The 16,706-nt window shown below is 59.8% G+C and carries 13 protein-coding genes; 4 read left to right on the plus strand and 9 right to left on the minus strand.

From position 1 onward, the window contains the following. Positions 1–64: 64 nt before the first annotated feature. The 5 genes from ACI514_RS27725 to betI all read right to left on the minus strand — a co-directional run bounded on the left by ACI514_RS27725 (position 65) and on the right by betI (position 7,127). The gene (locus tag ACI514_RS27725) at positions 65–1,402 is read right to left on the minus strand and encodes a TldD/PmbA family protein (protein WP_405122736.1); all 1,338 of its coding nucleotides are present in this window, start codon (positions 1,400–1,402) and stop codon (positions 65–67) included. Further along, on the minus strand, positions 1,402–2,844 hold the full coding sequence (locus ACI514_RS27730) for a TldD/PmbA family protein (protein WP_160059719.1): 1,443 nt from the start codon (positions 2,842–2,844) through the stop codon (positions 1,402–1,404). Before ACI514_RS27730 ends, ACI514_RS27725 begins: the two co-directional genes overlap by 1 nt. Before the next feature lie 280 nt (positions 2,845–3,124). Continuing rightward, the gene (betA, locus tag ACI514_RS27735; protein ID WP_405122737.1) at positions 3,125–4,828 is read right to left on the minus strand and encodes a choline dehydrogenase; all 1,704 of its coding nucleotides are present in this window, start codon (positions 4,826–4,828) and stop codon (positions 3,125–3,127) included. A gap of 144 nt (positions 4,829–4,972) precedes the next feature. Continuing rightward, on the minus strand, positions 4,973–6,445 hold the full coding sequence (gene betB / locus ACI514_RS27740; RefSeq protein ID WP_160059717.1) for a betaine-aldehyde dehydrogenase: 1,473 nt from the start codon (positions 6,443–6,445) through the stop codon (positions 4,973–4,975). Between the two features lie 88 nt (positions 6,446–6,533). Beyond that, on the minus strand, positions 6,534–7,127 hold the full coding sequence (betI, locus tag ACI514_RS27745) for a transcriptional regulator BetI (RefSeq protein WP_007918292.1): 594 nt from the start codon (positions 7,125–7,127) through the stop codon (positions 6,534–6,536). Between the two features lie 171 nt (positions 7,128–7,298). Here betI and ACI514_RS27750 point away from each other — a divergent pair, with 171 nt between their 5' ends. Both ACI514_RS27750 and betT read left to right on the plus strand, forming a co-directional pair. Then, positions 7,299–7,493, plus strand: coding sequence for a hypothetical protein (locus ACI514_RS27750; RefSeq protein ID WP_160059716.1), 195 nt, complete (start codon positions 7,299–7,301; stop codon positions 7,491–7,493). 63 nt (positions 7,494–7,556) lie between these two features. Continuing rightward, positions 7,557–9,554 carry a choline BCCT transporter BetT gene (betT, locus tag ACI514_RS27755; RefSeq protein ID WP_038363124.1) on the plus strand — a complete coding sequence of 666 codons (1,998 nt, stop codon included), beginning with the start codon at positions 7,557–7,559 and terminating at the stop codon, positions 9,552–9,554. Positions 9,555–9,794: 240 nt separating this feature from the next. Here betT and choV read toward each other — a convergent pair whose 3' ends face one another. From choV to ACI514_RS27770, 3 genes are all read right to left on the minus strand, one after another. Further along, positions 9,795–10,973, minus strand: coding sequence for a choline ABC transporter ATP-binding protein (gene choV / locus ACI514_RS27760; RefSeq protein WP_064119193.1), 1,179 nt, complete (start codon positions 10,971–10,973; stop codon positions 9,795–9,797). Then, the gene (gene choW, locus ACI514_RS27765) at positions 10,970–11,815 is read right to left on the minus strand and encodes a choline ABC transporter permease subunit (protein ID WP_016983941.1); all 846 of its coding nucleotides are present in this window, start codon (positions 11,813–11,815) and stop codon (positions 10,970–10,972) included. The genes choV and choW overlap by 4 nt, the downstream gene beginning before the upstream one ends. Positions 11,816–11,881: 66 nt before the next feature. Further along, positions 11,882–12,826 (minus strand): choline ABC transporter substrate-binding protein, encoded by a 945-nt coding sequence (locus ACI514_RS27770; protein WP_064119194.1) that lies wholly within the window; start codon positions 12,824–12,826, stop codon positions 11,882–11,884. Between the two features lie 437 nt (positions 12,827–13,263). Here ACI514_RS27770 and ACI514_RS27775 point away from each other — a divergent pair, with 437 nt between their 5' ends. Then, complete coding sequence (locus ACI514_RS27775) at positions 13,264–14,640, plus strand: L-serine ammonia-lyase (protein ID WP_405122738.1); 1,377 nt, start codon at positions 13,264–13,266, stop codon at positions 14,638–14,640. A 514-nt stretch (positions 14,641–15,154) separates the two neighbouring features. Then, complete coding sequence (locus ACI514_RS27780) at positions 15,155–16,258, plus strand: GlxA family transcriptional regulator (protein WP_007949927.1); 1,104 nt, start codon at positions 15,155–15,157, stop codon at positions 16,256–16,258. An 88-nt stretch (positions 16,259–16,346) separates the two neighbouring features. Here ACI514_RS27780 and ACI514_RS27785 read toward each other — a convergent pair whose 3' ends face one another. Continuing rightward, positions 16,347–16,610 carry a hypothetical protein gene (locus tag ACI514_RS27785; RefSeq protein WP_160059713.1) on the minus strand — a complete coding sequence of 88 codons (264 nt, stop codon included), beginning with the start codon at positions 16,608–16,610 and terminating at the stop codon, positions 16,347–16,349. Between the last annotated feature and the right edge of the window lie 96 nt (positions 16,611–16,706).

A 16,706-nucleotide genomic window follows, 5' to 3' on the forward strand; every position in this document is an offset into this window, starting at 1 on the left:
CAACACATTGATGTCGACTGAGCTACCGCTTTCGCGAGCAGGCTCGCTCCCACAGGTCTTGCGTTTATAGGGTCAGGGTCAAACGGCTGACCAGCGCCCCCGGCAGCAATGCCGACGAGGTATTGCGCTGGCTGTACGTACTCGCCGACAGCAGCAACTCGCGCTCGGCGGTCAGCGCTTCGAGCTGCGAACCGAGCAGGCTGTAGGCGCTGTCATCGAAACGCATGGTGCTGACCGGTGCCTGGATCTCGCCGTTTTCGACCCAGAAAGTCGCGAAGCGGGTCATGCCAGTCATGCGCGCCGCCGGTTGATCCGAGTAGTTCAGGTACCACAGGTTGCTGATGTACAGCCCGGTACCCAACTGCTTGAGGATCTCTGCTTGCGACAGCTCCCCCGCCGCCATGTTCAACGCACTGGGCATTTCACCGCCGCCGGCACCGTTGGCGGCCAGACCGTATTCAGCGGCACTGCGTGAGCCGACCAGTTGATCGCCAGCCTTGCCTTCGACGATCAAACGCAAATCACTGCGTGGATAACCTTCGCCGGAAAACGCCGGACTCAACGATTCGCTGACTTTCTCATCCAGCGACACCAGCGGACTGAATGCCTGATCGCCGACATACAACTTCTGCAATGGGCTGCTTTTGCTGGCAATCGACTGCGCCGAGAAACCGCCCCAGCTCAACATGCCCATGATTTCTTCCAGCGCTGCCGGTGCCAGATACGCGCGGTACTGCCCCGGCGCCAAGGTGCGCAGCGGACGGCCGAGAAACTCCAGTTGCTCACGTGCCTGAGCAAAGCGCTTGGCGAAACCTTCGCTGCTCCAGTCATGCCCGGCGTAGCTGGCCTTAACCGCTTCACCGTTGTCGTGGAACAGGCTGAAATCGAAGTTGAAGCTGTTGGCCTGATGCCAACCGAACGCCCCTGAAGAACTGGCGAAACCACGGCTGATCGGGCCAGCGGCATAGAAGCCCACCAAGTCCAGACCTTCAGCAGCGGCGCAGATTTCATCGACAACCTGTTCGGTGTCCGGCAGCGGATGCTCCTGCACGTTCTGGCTCTGCCAGCCGGTGTGGTTGAGCAACAGATACGGATCCTGCGGCAGCAGCGGCAGGGTTTCGCGCAGTTGCTGCAGGCCTTCGGCGAGGCGTCGCAGATCGCCTTCCTGATCGCCGGACAGGGTGACTTGCAGGTCGGCGTGACGCCCGTCGTTGATCAGCTTCAGAACGATGTTGGCTTGCTGTACTTGCCCGGCCTGACGCACTTTGGCGTGGTTGAAACGCACGAACGCCGAGGATTCGGCGGCGTAGCTGAGGGTGAACTGCTCCGGCTCGCGCACGCTGTCGCGCAGCCAATTGACCATGACCTTGAAGGCGTCGGACTGACTCTTCGAAATGCTCATCAGGCGTCTCCCCCAAATACATCAACGTTGCTGAATACGCAGGCCGGCGAAGCGTGGCCGACGCGGATCACCTGGTTTGGTTCGCCCTTGCCGCAGTTCGGCGTGCCCAGCACCTTGACGGTGTTGGCGTCGCCGACGGCGCGCAGGCTTTTCCAGAAGTGCGCGGAAATTGCCCGGTAGTTCGGGTTTTTCACCACACCTTTGAGTTCACCGTTCTCGATCAACTGGCCCCATTCACAGCCGAACTGGAATTTGTTGCGCGCATCGTCGATCGACCATGAGCGGTTGGTGCTCATCAGGATGCCGTGCTCGATGCCTTCGATCAGTTTGTTCAGCGGCTGATCGCCCGGCTCGATGTTGAGGTTGGCCATGCGGTCGATCGGCGGCCGGTTCCAGCCGCAAGCGCGGCTGTTGGCAACGCCATCAAGACCGGCGCGGAATTGCGACAGCGCACCGCCCAGCGGGCGCAACAACAGGCCATCGCGGATCAGGAATTGTTTGCTGGCCTTGCTGCCATCGTCATCGTGGCCATAGCTGGCGAGTTCTTCGGGAATGCCCGGATCGAACGTCACGTTGAGCAGTTTCGAGCCGTATTGCAGGCTGCCGAAGTCGCTGGCTTTGACGAAACTGGTGCCGGCGTAATTGCGTTCATCACCGAGGATGCGGTCGAGTTCCAGCGGGTGGCCGATGGATTCGTGGATTTGCAGCATCATTTGATCGGGCATCAACAGCAGGTCGCGCGGGCCTTGCGGGGTATTCGGTGCAAGCAGCAGTTGCAGCGCCTGATCGGCAACCTGTGGGCCGGCACCGATCAAACCGCAGCGGCTGATAACGTCTGCGCCGCCCTGTTGGCCGAAGTTCTCGCGGCCGAGGCTGCGGGTCTGGCTGTCGTTGCCGTCGTAAGCGGTGACGTCAAGGCCCGGGTAGACGAAGCGCTGGGCCTGACGCAATTCAGCCCCGGCGCTGCTCAGATAGATCTGTTCGACGTGAGTAATGCCGATGCTCACTTGCCAATTCACCAGGCGCTCATCCTTTGGCACCGAGGCGGATTCCGCGCCGAGCAGCTCGAAGCATTCGCTCAGGGACGGGAAGGGTTGTTCAAGATTGGGCGAAAAGTAATCAGCGCGATCGCTGGACACTGGCTGATCGCGCAGGTCGAGCAAGGCGTGCGGCTTCAGGCGGCGGGCCTGAATCTCAGCGCGTTCAAGCGCGGCTTGCAGGCCTTGTTGCGAGAGATCGTTGGTCGCCGCGTAGGCCTCAACGCCATTGACGCGCACGGTGAGCATTGCGCCTTCGTCGCGGCTCAGGCTCGGCGGTTCGGCGACGTTCTTGCGCACTGACAGGTACTGCCCGGACTCGCGTACATACCGCAGGGAAAAGAACTCAGCGCCCGTGCGCAAGGCAGCGAAGCGCTGCTTGAGCTGGGGGTGGAAATCGAACATTCGGGAACCTCCTTGTCAGGGGGAAGCGGTAAAGCGGCGGCGGGGAGGGGGTGAAACGGTTGCGCGAGGTCTAGAGTAGGCCTGCGTGGGGGTAGGATCAAGTGAAGAGGGGGTGTAGGAGGATTTACTTGAAGCAGAGGGATTTGTGCTGAATTGTAGGGCCTCATCGCGAGCAGGCTCACTCCTACAGTTAATCTCCAGTGTCCACAGAGTTTGTGTTCACTGGAGATCCTTGTAGGAGTGAGCCTGCTCGCGATCAGCCTTGATGCGGTACCAAGTCTTACTGAGCAACCGGGGTGATATCACGCATCGGCTTGCCCTTTACCGGCGCATCGCCCGCTACATAGTAAGCAGCGGTGCTACGCGGCAGCGGCTGACGGCCACGGATCTTGTCGGCGATTTTCTCGGCGATCATGATCGTCGGCGCGTTCAGGTTGCCGGTGGTGATGATCGGCATGATCGAGGCATCGACCACACGCAGGCTCTGAATACCGTGCACGCGACCTTCGCCATCCACTACGGCCATCTCGTCGGTGCCCATCTTGCACGAGCAGGACGGGTGGAACGCAGTTTCGGCGTGCTCGCGGATGAACTTGTCCAGCTGCTCATCGGTTTGCACTTCGATGCCCGGGCTGATTTCGCGGCCACGGAAGGCGTCGAGCGCAGGCTGTTGCATGATTTCGCGGGTCAGGCGGATGCCGTCGCGGAATTCCTGCCAGTCCTGCTCGGTGGCCATGTAGTTGAACAGGATGCTCGGGTGCTGGCGCGGGTCTTTCGACTTGGCCTGGATGCGACCACGGCTTGGCGAACGCATGGAACCCATGTGCGCCTGGAAACCGTGCTCTTTCACACCGTTGCTGCCGTTGTAGTTAATCGCTACCGGCAGGAAGTGGTACTGGATGTTCGGCCATTCGAATTCCGGACGCGAACGGATGAAACCGCCTGCTTCGAACTGGTTGCTGGCGCCGATGCCGGTGCCGTTGAACAGCCATTCCGCACCGATGGCTGGCTGGTTGTACCAGAGCAGCGACGGGTACAGCGAAACCGGCTGAGTGCAAGCGTATTGCAGGTACAGCTCAAGGTGATCCTGCAGGTTTTCACCGACGCCCGGTAGATCGTGAACGACCGGGATGTCGAGCGACTTCAGCAGCTCGGCAGGGCCGACACCGGAGCGCTGCAGAATCTGCGGCGAAGCGATGGCGCCGGAGCACAGCAGCACTTCTTTGCGCGCTTTGACTTCAACGCGCTCTTCAGCGTCGCCGACCAGGTAACGCACGCCAACGGCACGCTTGCCCTCAAACAGGATCTTGTCGGTCAGGGCGTGGGTGACGATGGTCAGGGTCGAGCGCTTCTTGGCGACGTCGAGGTAACCACGGGCGGTGGAAGCACGACGGCCGTTCGGCGTGACGGTGCGGTCCATCGGGCCGAAGCCTTCCTGCTGGTAACCGTTCAGGTCTTCGGTGCGCGGGTAACCGGCTTGCACGCCGGCTTCAACCATGGCGTGGAACAGCGGGTTGTTGCCCGCCTTCGGCGTGGTCACGCTGACCGGGCCTTCACCACCGTGGTAGTCGTTCGGGCCGATGTCGCGGGTTTCGGCTTTGCGGAAGTACGGCAGGCAGTCGAGGTACGACCAGTTTTCCAGGCCTGGCAGTTTCGCCCAGCCGTCGTAGTCCATGGCGTTACCGCGGATGTAGCACATGCCGTTGATCAGCGAGGAACCGCCGAGGCCTTTGCCGCGACCGCATTCCATCCGACGACCGTCCATGTGTGGCTCTGGATCGGTTTCGTACGCCCAGTTGTAACGACGACCTTGCAGCGGGAATGCCAGTGCCGCCGGCATTTGCGTGCGGAAGTCGAAACGGTAGTCCGGGCCGCCTGCTTCAAGCAGCAGAACGGTGACGCCGGCGTCTTCAGTCAGACGGGTCGCAAGTGTGTTACCTGCAGAGCCGGCCCCTATGATGATGTAGTCGTATTCTTGAGTCATAAGTTCTCCTGAGGGAGCTACAAGTCACAAGCTTCTAGCTGCAAGTAAAAGCGGCGAGCTGTGGCTTCGAAATCGGGGAGGGCGGCAAACCCAAACTGCTTTTACTTGCAGCTTGAAACTTGCCGCTTGGAGCTGATCAGCTCATCAGAAAACTGAAACGTACTCACCCAGTTCGACTTGCACGGACTTGATGCGCGTGAAGTTATTGAGAGAGCTGATGCCATTTTCACGGCCAACACCCGACTGCTTGTAACCGCCGACCGGCATTTTTGCGTCGGACTCGCCCCAGGCGTTGATCCAGCAGATACCGGCTTCCAGTTGATGAATCACGCGGTGGGCGCGGTTCAGGTCTTTGGTGACGATACCGGCGGCCAGGCCGAAGTCGGTGTCGTTGGCGCGGCGGATCACTTCTTCTTCGGTCTCGTAGGAGAGGATCGCCATCACTGGGCCAAAGATTTCTTCACGAACGATGGTCATGTCGTCGGTGCAATCGGTGAACACGGTCGGAGCAACGAATGCGCCTTTGGCGAATTCGCCGTCGGTCAGACGGTCGCCGCCGCACAGCACGCGGGCGCCTTGCTCTTTACCCTTGGCGATGTAGCCCAGCACGCTTTCCATGTGCGCGAAGCTGACCAGCGGGCCGAAGTTGGTGTTTTCGTCTTCCGGGTTGCCAATGCGGATGCGCGCAACGCGTTCAACGATCTTGGCTTCGAAAGCGGCTTTCAGATGCGCCGGTACGAACACGCGAGTGCCGTTGGTGCAGACCTGACCGGAGCTGTAGAAGTTGGCCATCATCGCGGTGTCGGCAGCGCGATCAAGATCGGCGTCGTCGCAGATGATCAGCGGGGATTTGCCGCCCAGTTCCATGGTCACGTCTTTCAGCGACGAAGCCGAAGCGCTGGCCATAACCTTCTTGCCAGTGTCGGTGCCGCCGGTGAAGGAGATTTTTTCGATGCGCGGGTGCTCGGTCAGCCAGGTGCCGACTTCACGGCCGCTGCCGGTCAGTACGTTGAACACGCCATTTGGAACGCCGGCTTCGGTGTAGATCTCGGCCAGTTTCAGGGTGGTCAGCGAGGTGACTTCGCTTGGTTTGAAGATCATCGCGTTACCGGCAGCCAGGGCTGGAGCGGATTTCCACAGGGCGATCTGGATCGGGTAGTTCCACGCGCCGATGCCGGCAACCACGCCCAGCGGCTCGCGACGGGTGTAGACGAAAGAAGTGTCACGCAGCGGGATCTGCTCGCCTTCGATGGCCGGCACCAGGCCTGCGTAATATTCCAGCACGTCAGCACCGGTAACGATGTCGACGTATTTGGTTTCGGAGAAGGATTTACCGGTGTCCAGGGTTTCCAGCGCGGCCAGTTCATCGTTGCGCTCGCGCAGGATGTCGACGGCGCGACGCAGGATGCGCGAGCGCTCCATGGCGGTCATCGCGGCCCAGATTTTCTGGCCCTTTTCAGCGCTGACCACGGCGCGCTCGACGTCTTCCTTGGTCGCACGTTGCACCAGTGCGAGGACTTCACCGTTAGCCGGGTTGATGGCTTCGAAGGTGGCATCGCTGCCGGCGTCAGAGTACGCGCCATCGATGTAAAGTTTTTGCAGTTCGAAACGGGCCATAGTGTCCTCGCAAGTGCATTGGTGGTTGGCGTTGACCACCGCGATAAGGCTGCGGTGGCGTTCAGGGGCCGAGCGTTTTCTGTGTGCTCTAGCTCACCTTCTTGGCCAATTGGAAATCCATGTATTCGTAAGCGATCTGTTGCGCCTGCGCCGTGTCGAAAGCGTCTCCCGACAAAGCGCCGCGCAACCACAAGCCGTCAATCAACGCTGCCAGCCCCCGCGCTGCGCTGCGCGCATCTTCGAGCGACAACACACGGCGGAACTGACAACACAGGTTGGAATACAGACGGTGATCGTTGATCCGCTGCAACCTGTGCAAAGACGGCTGGTGCATGCTGGTGGCCCAGAAGGCCAGCCAGGTTTTCATTGCCGGGCCATTGACCTGGCTGGCGTCGAAGTTGCCTTCGATGATCACCTGCAGATGCGCCCGTGGGCTGTCATCTGCCAGCGCCTGACGGCGCGCGGTGACGCTCTCGCTGAGGGCGGTCATCAGATACCGCATCGTGGCGGCAATCAGGCCGTTCTTGTCCTGAAAGTAATGACTGATGATGCCATTCGAGACACCGGCCAAACGGGCGATCAGCGCAATGCTGGCGTCCCCCATTCCGACCTGATCGACCGCCTGCAAAGTGGCTTCGATCAGTTGTTGGCGGCGGATGGGTTGCATACCGACCTTGGGCATCTTGCACATCTCCTTAGGCCTTCCGAGCGACGAATGACGCCTATCGGATTGACGGCCAGTCTATTTTGTTTTGATTGAACGTTCAATCAACAAAGAATAAGATCTGCGACAAATCGTCGCTGCCTACAGATTTTTCCTACGTGTAAGTGGCGATAAAACCGACATCCGAAAATGCTCGAAACCTTTATGGGGCATGGCGCGGTTCGCGATTCGATGGACGTGTTGAAAGGGCAAGACGCTCAGGGCCAGGTTTCGGATGAACGTCCGTCCACCTTCGGCCACGAAAGCGATTCGCAGCGCCATTTCGGCAGGTTCGGGCATTTTTCGGGGTGTCTTTATATCACCCGCCGGTCGGCTGCCAACTAACCGATTGGTCGGGTTCCGTGTTGCCTTGTGTTCTTCTCTCGCACTGCCTGGAGCATTTGTGCCATGAGTTCTGCCTCGCTTATAAAGACCCCGCCCGAGAAGGTGACGGTCAACGGTTGGGTGTTTTACACCTCTACCGCGCTGATTCTGTTGTTGACCGCCATTCTGATTATCGCCCCGCAAGAGGCCGGCAGACTGTTGGGTATCGCTCAGGCCTGGTTGTCGCGCAGCTTCGGCTGGTACTACATGGTGGTCATCGCCGCCTATCTGGTGTTTGTGGTGGGCCTGGCGTTTTCCTCTTACGGCAAACTCAAACTGGGCAGCAAGGACGACACCCCGGATTTCAGTTACGGCGCCTGGGCGGGGATGCTGTTCTCGTCGGGTATCGGTATTTCGCTGCTGTACTTCGGCGCGTCCGAGCCACTGGATCACTACTTCAATCCGCCGGAAGGCGCCTCGGCCAGCAACCTGGCCGCGCGTCAGGCGGTACAGCTGACCTTCCTGCATTGGGGCCTGCATGGCTGGGCGATCTATGCACTGGTCGGTCTGGCCGTGGCGTATTTTGCTTACCGTCATAACCAGCCGCTGGCGTTGCGCTCGGCGCTGTATCCGCTGGTGGGCGAGCGTTGGGTCAAGGGCGCGGCCGGTCACGCGGTGGACGGTTTCGGCATGTTCGTAACGCTGCTGGGTCTGGTGACGAACCTGGGGATTGGTTCGCTGCAAGTATCGTCGGGTCTGGAAAACCTGTTCGGCATGGAACACAGCAACACCAATCTGCTGATCGTGATCATCGTGATGAGTACCGTGGCGACCATCGCTGCCGTGTCCGGCGTGGAAAACGGCATCCGTCGTCTGTCCAACCTGAACATCGTGCTGTTCAGCGGCCTGCTGATTTTCGTCCTGCTGTTCGGCCCGACCTTGCACCTGCTCAACGGCTTCGTGCAAAACATCGGTGACTACCTCAATGGCATCGTGCTGAAAACCTTCGACCTTTATGTGTACGAAGGCGACAACGCCAAGTCCGAGCGCTGGATGGGCCTGTGGACTCTGTTCTACTGGGCGTGGTGGATTTCCTGGGCGCCATTCGTCGGCATGTTCATCGCGCGTATTTCCCGTGGTCGTACCGTCCGTGAGCTGGTGGCTGGCGTGCTGCTGATTCCGCTGGGCTTCACACTGGCCTGGCTGTCGATCTTCGGTAACTCGGCACTGGATCTGGTGATGAACCATGGCGCGGTGGAGCTCGGCAAGACGGCGCTGGAACAGCCGTCGATGGCGATCTATCAGTTGCTTGAACACTACCCGGCGTCGAAAGTCGTCATCGGTGTGTCGATCTTTGTTGGCTTCGTGCTGTTCCTGACCCCGGCCGACTCCGGCGCGGTGATGATGGCGAATCTGTCCTGCAAGGGCGGCAACGTCGACGAAGATGCGCCGCACTGGCTGCGGATCTTCTGGTCGGTGGTGATCACCCTGGTGACTATCGGTCTGCTGTTTGCCGGTAACTTCGAAGCCATGCAAACCATGGTGGTGCTGGCCGGTCTGCCGTTCTCGGTGGTGCTGGTGTTCTTCATGTTCGGCCTGCACAAGGCGATGCGCCAGGACGTGCAGATCGAACAGGAGCAGGCGCAACTGGCGGAGCGCGGTCGTCGTGGTTTCAGCGAGCGTCTGACGCAACTGGACCTGCAACCGAGCCAATCGGTAGTGCAGCGCTTCATGGACAAGCAAGTCAGCCCGGCGCTGGAAGATGCCACCGCGCAGATGCGTGCGCAGGGTCTGGAAGTGCAGACGCTGTTGGGTAAATCCAAACGCTGCATGGGCGTGCGCGTCGAGATGGAAGAGGGCAACCCTTTCGTTTACGAAGTGAGCCTTGACGGCTATCTGGCGACCCCGACCGAATCGGCGCAGTCCGATGAAGCGCGCCAGCGTTACTACCGCGCTGAAGTTTATCTGCACAACGGCAGCCAGGATTACGACCTGATGGGCTTCACGCAGGATCAGATCACACGCGATGTGCTCGATCAGTTTGAAAGCCATCGGCAGCTCCTTGGCCGGGTGTACAGCTAAAGTCAAAAGCCCCCTCACCCCAACCCTCTCCCCAAGGGAGAGGGGGAAAGGGAGCAGATCGGGGGCTTTTCAAGACCTGAGTTCGATTCGATTTCTCAGGTCGGTGTAGCTCGAAAGTACAACTCGGTCAGTCCCCTCTCCCTCCGGGAGAGGGCTAGGCGGGCGGCGTTCCGATGAGGGGCTTTTCCCTGACCCAATAAAAAAGGGATCGCTCACCGCGATCCCTTTTTTTATCCCGCCTTAACCGAGGTTCTTGCCCAACAGCGCGTGATACAGCTCGCTGTCGCCCAGGATCCCCACCACATGATTGTCATCGTGCAGCACCAGCTTGTTGCCGGTCTGATAACGAATCTGCAGCGCATCGCGCATACCGATGTTCGAGTCCACCAGTGTCGGCTTGCGCTCTAGCCCTTCCACCGCTTGTCCCGGTGCCCAGTTCTGCAGGTTCAGCACCGAACCATTCTGCCGCGCGCCCTTGATGGTGTTGCCTTCGGCCAGGTCCAGCCACGAATCGCCGCCCGGATCGAGACACACCGAACCGTTGATACGTTTGCACTTGTCCAGTGTGCGCATCAGGCTGCGGCCGCAGAGCACGTTGAGCGGATTGGTGTGTGCGACGAAGGTGCGCACATAGTCGTCCGCCGGGTTCAGCACGATCTCTTCCGGCACGCTGTACTGGATGATCCGGCCGTCTTTCATGATCGCGATGCGGCTACCCAATTTGAGCGCCTCATCAAGGTCGTGACTCACAAACACGATGGTCTTGTTGAGCTTGCGTTGCAGCTCCAGCAGTTCATCCTGCAGACCCTGACGGATCAGCGGGTCGAGCGCCGAGAACGGTTCGTCCATCAGCAGAATGTCGGCGTCCATCGCCAGCGCCCGCGCCAGACCGACACGCTGCTGCATGCCGCCGGAGAGTTCGTCAGGCTTCTTGTTGCGCCATTGGGTCAGGCCAACCAGTTCGAGTTTTTCGTCGACCAGTTTCTTGCGCTCCTTCTCCGGGCGACCCTGCATTTCCAGACCGAAACTGATGTTCTCGCGCACCGTCAACCACGGCATCAGGGCGAACTTCTGGAACACCATGGCGATGCGTTTGGTGCGCATCATTTTCAGCTCGGCCGGGGTGCAGGAGGCGATGTCGATCTGGCGGTTTTCATGCTCGACGAACAACTTGCCGCGGCTCACGGTGTTGAGTCCGTTGATGCAGCGCAGCAGGCTCGACTTGCCGGAACCGGACAGGCCCATCAGCACGCAGATCTCGCCTTTGTTGATGTCCAGCGTGGCTTTTTCCACACCGACGATCTGTCCGGTCTTCTTCAGGATCTCGTTGCGGGTCATGCCCTGATCGAGCAGCTTGAGTGCCTCGCGCGGATCTTTGGAGAAGATTACGTCAACGTCTTCGAAGCGAATTATGCTCATGCGTCACCCCCTACTTTGGCGTCGGGTTGTTTGCAGATACGGTCGAGCATGATCGCCAGCAGTACGATCGCCAGGCCCGCTTCGAAGCCCAGAGCGATATCAGCAGTGTTCAGTGCGTTGACCACCGGTTTGCCGAGTCCGTCGGCGCCCACCAGTGCGGCGATCACCACCATCGACAGCGACAGCATGATGCACTGGGTGATGCCGGCTGCGATGCTCGGCATGGCGTGAGGCAGTTCGATCCGTGAGAGCAATTGGCGACGCGAGCAGCCGAAGGCTTTGCCGGCGTCCATCAGTTCTTGCGGGACATCGCGGATGCCCAGGTAGGTCAGGCGGATCGGCGCAGCGATGGCGAACACCACCGTAGAGATCAGGCCCGGGACCACACCCAGCCCGAAGAGGGTCAGGGTAGGAATGAGGTAAACGAAGGTCGGTACGGTCTGCATCAGATCGAGTACCGGACGCATGACAGTGTAGAACATCGGTTTGTGCGCAGCGACGATGCCCAGCGGCACGCCGATGACCACGCAGACCAGGGTCGCGAACATGACCTGGGCGAGGGTTTCCATGGTTTCCTGCCAGTACCCCAGATTGAGGATCAGCAGGAAGGAGGCGATCACGAAAGCGGTCAATCCCCATTTGCGCTGGATCAGGTGCGCGAGCAGGGCGATCAGGCCAATCAAGACCAGTGGGTTGAACCAGGTCAGCGCAAACGTCACGCCGTGGATCATCGTTTCCAGGGTCACGGCGATTGCGTCGAAGGTGTTGGCGCCGTGTTGCGTCAACCATTCAACGAAGCCCGCGATGTACTGGCCTAAAGGTATTTTCTGATCAATCAGCATGGTAGTGAACGTCCGCATGCAAGGAAATAAACAGCCCGGGTGGGCGAGCCCACCCGGCATAAGCGATTACTGAAGCTTGGCTTTCACGGCCTCCAGGCCAGGTTTACCGTCAATGGTGGTCACGCCAGCGAGCCAGGTATCGAGCACTTGTGGATTCTTTTTCAGCCAGGCCTTGGCGGCCGCGTCAGGCTTCATCTTGTCGTCGAGGATGTTGCCCATCAGTTCGCTTTCCATGTCGACGGTGAACTCCAGGTTCTTCAGCAACTGACCGACGTTGCTGCATTCCGCGGCGTAACCCTTGCGGGTGTTGGTTGCCACGGTCGCCGCACCGAAATCGGGGCCGAAGAAATCATCGCCACCGGTCAGGTATTGAATCTTGAAGCGCTTGTTCATCGGGTGCGGCGCCCAGCCGAGGAAGACCACGGCGGTGTCGCGTTTTTGCGCGCGGTCAACCTGCGAGAGCATGCCCGCTTCGGAGGATTCGACGACTTTGAAACCCGCGGTCTTCAGGCCGAAGGCGTCTTTGTCGATCATGCTCTGGATCAGACGGTTACCGTCGTTGCCAGGCTCGATGCCGTAGATTTTGCCGTCGAGTTCTTTCTTGAATTTGGCGATGTCGGCGAAGTCATGCAGACCTTTGTCATACAGGGCTTGCGGCACGGCGAGGGTGTACTTGGCGCCCTTGAGATTGGTGCGCACGGTTTCCACAGTGCCGGCATCGCGGTAAGCCTTGATGTCGTTTTCCATGGTCGGCATCCAGTTGCCGAGGAACACATCCATGTTCTTGCCGTCGGCCAGCGACTTGTAGGTCACGGGCACGGAGATCATGGTGGTCTTGGTCTTGTAGCCGAGGGCGTTGAGGACTACGGAGGTGGTGGCGGTGGTGGCGGTGATGTCGGTCCAGCCGACATCAGAGAAGTTAACGGTACTGCACTGCGCCGGTTCTGCAGCTTGCGCCAGTAACGGCAGACTCAGCATGGCGGCCAACAACAACGATGGGGAACCTTTCATGGATGGACTCCTTGGTGTTTTTTTTGGCAGTGTTCCGACTGTGGACCACCGCACTTATAGGTTGCGGTTGGATGGCGTTCTGGAGACAGCTCTGTCACGGCGCCTTGCAATCGAGTCATAACGATCATGTACCAGTGAAAATCTGACGCCTACAGGGGGGGTCGTATCCAGTACAGGGATGGTCGCATCCAGTGTCAGTGACGTCGTTTACAGCTTTTTTCTGCCCCGAATGGCCATCTGAACCGCACAAAAACGTCGAAAAACCGGGGCGAAAACGGCGCGGCGCTGGTGGACATGAGTGCGTCGGTGTCAGACGCCGTGCGTCCCGACAAAAGCCTGATGATGCGGGCATTCCGGCGGAACGCAGCTTGAGCGTAGCAGCTCCGCCAGCGGGCGCTTTTGCGTCCCGGACCGGTATCCTCAGGAGCTCTGCAGCAATGGCTATCAGCGTTTTCGACCTGTTCAAAATCGGCATCGGCCCGTCCAGTTCCCACACCGTCGGGCCGATGCGCGCGGCGGCGTTATTTGTCGAGTCGCTAAGGGACGAGCATCAGCTGGAGCAGGTACGGCGGATCGAAGTGCAGCTGTACGGTTCGCTTTCGGCCACCGGCATCGGTCACGGCAGCGACAACGCGGTGATCATGGGGCTGATGGGCGAGTGGCCGGACGCAATCGACCCGGCGCAAATAGGCCCGCGCATTCAGGCGCTGCGCGAAACCCACACTCTTTTACTGGATGGTCGTCTGGCGGTGCCGTTTGTCTGGGCGCGGGACATGCGCCTGATCGACGAGAACCTGCCGTTCCATCCCAATGCGATGACCATTGTGGCCGAGGGCGATCACGGCGAACTGCATCGCGATACCTACTATTCGGTGGGTGGCGGTTTTGTCGTCGATCAAAAACAGGCCTCCAGCGGTGTCGTCGATCTGGATCGCACTGAATTGCCTTATGACTTTTCCAGTGCGGTCGAGCTGCTGGAGCTGTGCAAGAACAATAACCTGCGCGTTGCCGAACTGATGATGGCCAACGAAAAGGTCTGGCGCAGTGAAGAAGAGATTCGCACCGGTCTGATGAAGCTGTGGCGGGCGATGCAGGATTGCGTCGAGCAGGGGCTCAAGCACGAAGGCATCCTGCCCGGCGGTTTGAATGTGCGCCGGCGTGCGGCGAAGTTGCATCGCAGCCTGCAGGAACTGGGTAAGCCCAATGTGATCGGCTCGACGCTCAGCGCCATGGAGTGGGTCAACCTGTTCGCCCTCGCGGTTAATGAAGAAAACGCGGCTGGCGGGCGCATGGTCACGGCGCCGACCAATGGCGCGGCGGGAATTATTCCGGCGGTGCTGCACTATTTTATGAAGTTCAGCGAAGCGGTGACGGACGCCAATGTGGTCGACTACTTCCTGGGTGCGGCGGCGGTGGGGATTCTGTGCAAGAAGAATGCTTCGATCTCTGGCGCTGAGGTTGGCTGTCAGGGTGAGGTCGGTTCAGCGTGCGCAATGGCGGCGGCGGGGCTGGCGGAGATTCTTGGCGCTACACCGGAGCAGTTGTGCAACGCGGCGGAGATTGGCCTGGAACATAACCTCGGGCTGACCTGCGATCCGGTCGGTGGCCTCGTGCAAGTGCCGTGCATCGAGCGCAATGCGATTGCCGCGGTAAAGGCGATCAACGCGGCGCAGATGGCGTTGCGCGGCGATGGTCAGCACTTTATCTCGCTGGACCGGGTGATCCGCACCATGCGTGATACCGGCGCTGACATGCATGACAAATATAAGGAGACCTCGCGGGGTGGCCTGGCGGTCAGTGCGGTTGAGTGCTGAGACCGAGTCGCCTCAATCGCGAGCAGGCTCACTCCTACATTTGGAACGCGTTCCCCTGTAGGAGTGAGCCTGCTCGCGATAGCGTCAGACCAGTCAAAATTGCTCATCAAGTGAACACAGACAATAAATCACGCCACCTTTTAGCGCGTCGCAAACAGATAAGAGTCTTTCCCACCTGTTACATATGATCTGCATCCCTACCGTCCGTCACCCGTGCCTGCGGTGACACTCCCCACAAACTGCACGCAGGCCAGTTCCCACAAGTGCTACCGATTTGCTCACACGCTGCGGGGCAGGGCTTTCACCGACGCTGATGGCACTTCGAAATACCTTTCGTCGGACGTCTCGAATAGACACGTCGCGACGTCGTTTTCAGGAGTTATTGAACGGCCATCCAATTTTAGGCATGGCAATTGCTCTGTCATAACAAAGCCCGTCTCCCACGCGAGAACGCTGGCAATAACAAGAGCCTCCGCCTGAGGCCATCACCCGCTTTGTGTGAGGAGATACCGCGATGACGTCGTTCAACTCCGGGGCCCAACCCCAGAACCGTGCGCCTCAATCCATCGGCTTTCTGCTGCTGGACAATTTCACGCTGATTTCTCTGGCCTCCGCAGTAGAACCCCTGCGCATGGCCAACCAATTGTCCGGTCGCGAGCTGTATCGCTGGAGCACCCTCACCGTCGATGGCGGCCAGGTGTGGGCCAGTGACGGTCTGCAAATCACTCCCGACGCTTCCATGCACAAAGCCCCGCCACTGGACACCGTGATTGTCTGCGGCGGTATCGGCATTCAACGCACCGTTACCCGTGAGCACGTTTCCTGGCTGCAAAGCCAGGCGCGTCAGTCCAAGCGCCTCGGCGCCGTGTGCACCGGCAGTTGGGCACTGGCTTGCGCCGGCCTGCTCGACGGTTTCGATTGCAGCGTGCACTGGGAATGTCTGGCGGCGATGCAGGAAGCTTTCCCGCGCGTGGCGATGAGTACGCGTCTGTTTACCCTCGACCGTAACCGTTTCACCAGCTCCGGCGGCACCGCGCCGCTGGACATGATGCTGCACCTGATCAGCCGCGATCACGGCCGTGAACTGTCCGCCGCGATCTCGGAGATGTTCGTCTACGAACGCATCCGCAACGAACAGGATCACCAGCGCGTGCCGCTCAAGCACATGCTCGGCACCAACCAGCCGAAGCTGCAGGAAATCGTCGCGCTGATGGAAGCCAACCTCGAAGAGCCGATCGACCTCGACGAACTGGCGGTGTACGTCGCCGTGTCGCGTCGACAGCTGGAGCGGTTGTTCCAGAAATACCTTCACTGCTCGCCGTCGCGTTACTACTTGAAGCTGCGTCTGATCCGCGCCCGGCAGTTGCTCAAGCAGACGCCGATGTCGATCATCGAAGTGGCGTCGGTGTGTGGTTTTGTCTCGACGCCGCACTTCTCCAAGTGCTACCGCGAATACTTCGGCATTCCGCCGCGGGACGAGCGAGTAGGCTCCAACACCACCCAGCAAGTGGCGATGCTGCCGCTGCCGCAGGCCATCGTGATGTCGCCGCTGTCGGGGCCGATGTCGGCGTTGAGTCAGGCGCGTAATGAATCGACGTTTGCCAGCGTAAGGCTGTAAGGCAAAAGATCGCAGCCTGCGGCAGTTCCTACAGGGATATGCGTTCCAATGTAGGAGCTGCCGAAGGCTGCGATCTTTTGATCTGCTGTCAGGCGCTATGGCTTTGCTGGTAGTCCGCCAATGCCGGCAGTAATTGTTTGTCGATCGCCTGACGTACCGCCGGCTGAATGCTGGCGCCGCTGGTGTACATATCCTTGACCATTTTGCGCAGTTCAAACGCGCGAACATTATCCAGACCGCGCACCGCGCACTGGCAGGCCTGATCGGCGGTCGTGCCACTGGGCACTTGAATACCCAACGCTTTGAGCTGGCCCAGCAAATCTTCCTGATCGATCAAATCGGCATACATCATGACGCGCATCCTTCTTCGGTAACGGAGGTCGTGGCTCGATTCTGGTAGCCACGTCGGGGCACGGCAAGGGCGTTTTGTCGCAGTGGCTGCGACGGC

This window comes from Pseudomonas sp. M20 (assembly GCF_045037865.1).
Taxonomy (GTDB): Bacteria; Pseudomonadota; Gammaproteobacteria; order Pseudomonadales; family Pseudomonadaceae; genus Aquipseudomonas.

Bases quoted from the DNA above. Each gene is read 5' to 3' on its own strand.
- ACI514_RS27725 (WP_405122736.1), bottom strand. From the start codon at position 1,402: ATGAGCATTTCGAAGAGTCAGTCCGACGCCTTCAAGGTCATGGTCAAT.
- ACI514_RS27730 (WP_160059719.1), bottom strand. From the start codon at position 2,844: ATGTTCGATTTCCACCCCCAGCTCAAGCAGCGCTTCGCTGCCTTGCGC.
- betA (WP_405122737.1), bottom strand. From the start codon at position 4,828: ATGACTCAAGAATACGACTACATCATCATAGGGGCCGGCTCTGCAGGT.
- betB (WP_160059717.1), bottom strand. From the start codon at position 6,445: ATGGCCCGTTTCGAACTGCAAAAACTTTACATCGATGGCGCGTACTCT.
- betI (WP_007918292.1), bottom strand. From the start codon at position 7,127: ATGCCCAAGGTCGGTATGCAACCCATCCGCCGCCAACAACTGATCGAA.
- ACI514_RS27750 (WP_160059716.1), top strand. From the start codon at position 7,299: ATGCTCGAAACCTTTATGGGGCATGGCGCGGTTCGCGATTCGATGGAC.
- betT (WP_038363124.1), top strand. From the start codon at position 7,557: ATGAGTTCTGCCTCGCTTATAAAGACCCCGCCCGAGAAGGTGACGGTC.
- choV (WP_064119193.1), bottom strand. From the start codon at position 10,973: ATGAGCATAATTCGCTTCGAAGACGTTGACGTAATCTTCTCCAAAGAT.
- choW (WP_016983941.1), bottom strand. From the start codon at position 11,815: ATGCTGATTGATCAGAAAATACCTTTAGGCCAGTACATCGCGGGCTTC.
- ACI514_RS27770 (WP_064119194.1), bottom strand. From the start codon at position 12,826: ATGAAAGGTTCCCCATCGTTGTTGTTGGCCGCCATGCTGAGTCTGCCG.
- ACI514_RS27775 (WP_405122738.1), top strand. From the start codon at position 13,264: ATGGCTATCAGCGTTTTCGACCTGTTCAAAATCGGCATCGGCCCGTCC.
- ACI514_RS27780 (WP_007949927.1), top strand. From the start codon at position 15,155: ATGACGTCGTTCAACTCCGGGGCCCAACCCCAGAACCGTGCGCCTCAA.
- ACI514_RS27785 (WP_160059713.1), bottom strand. From the start codon at position 16,610: ATGATGTATGCCGATTTGATCGATCAGGAAGATTTGCTGGGCCAGCTC.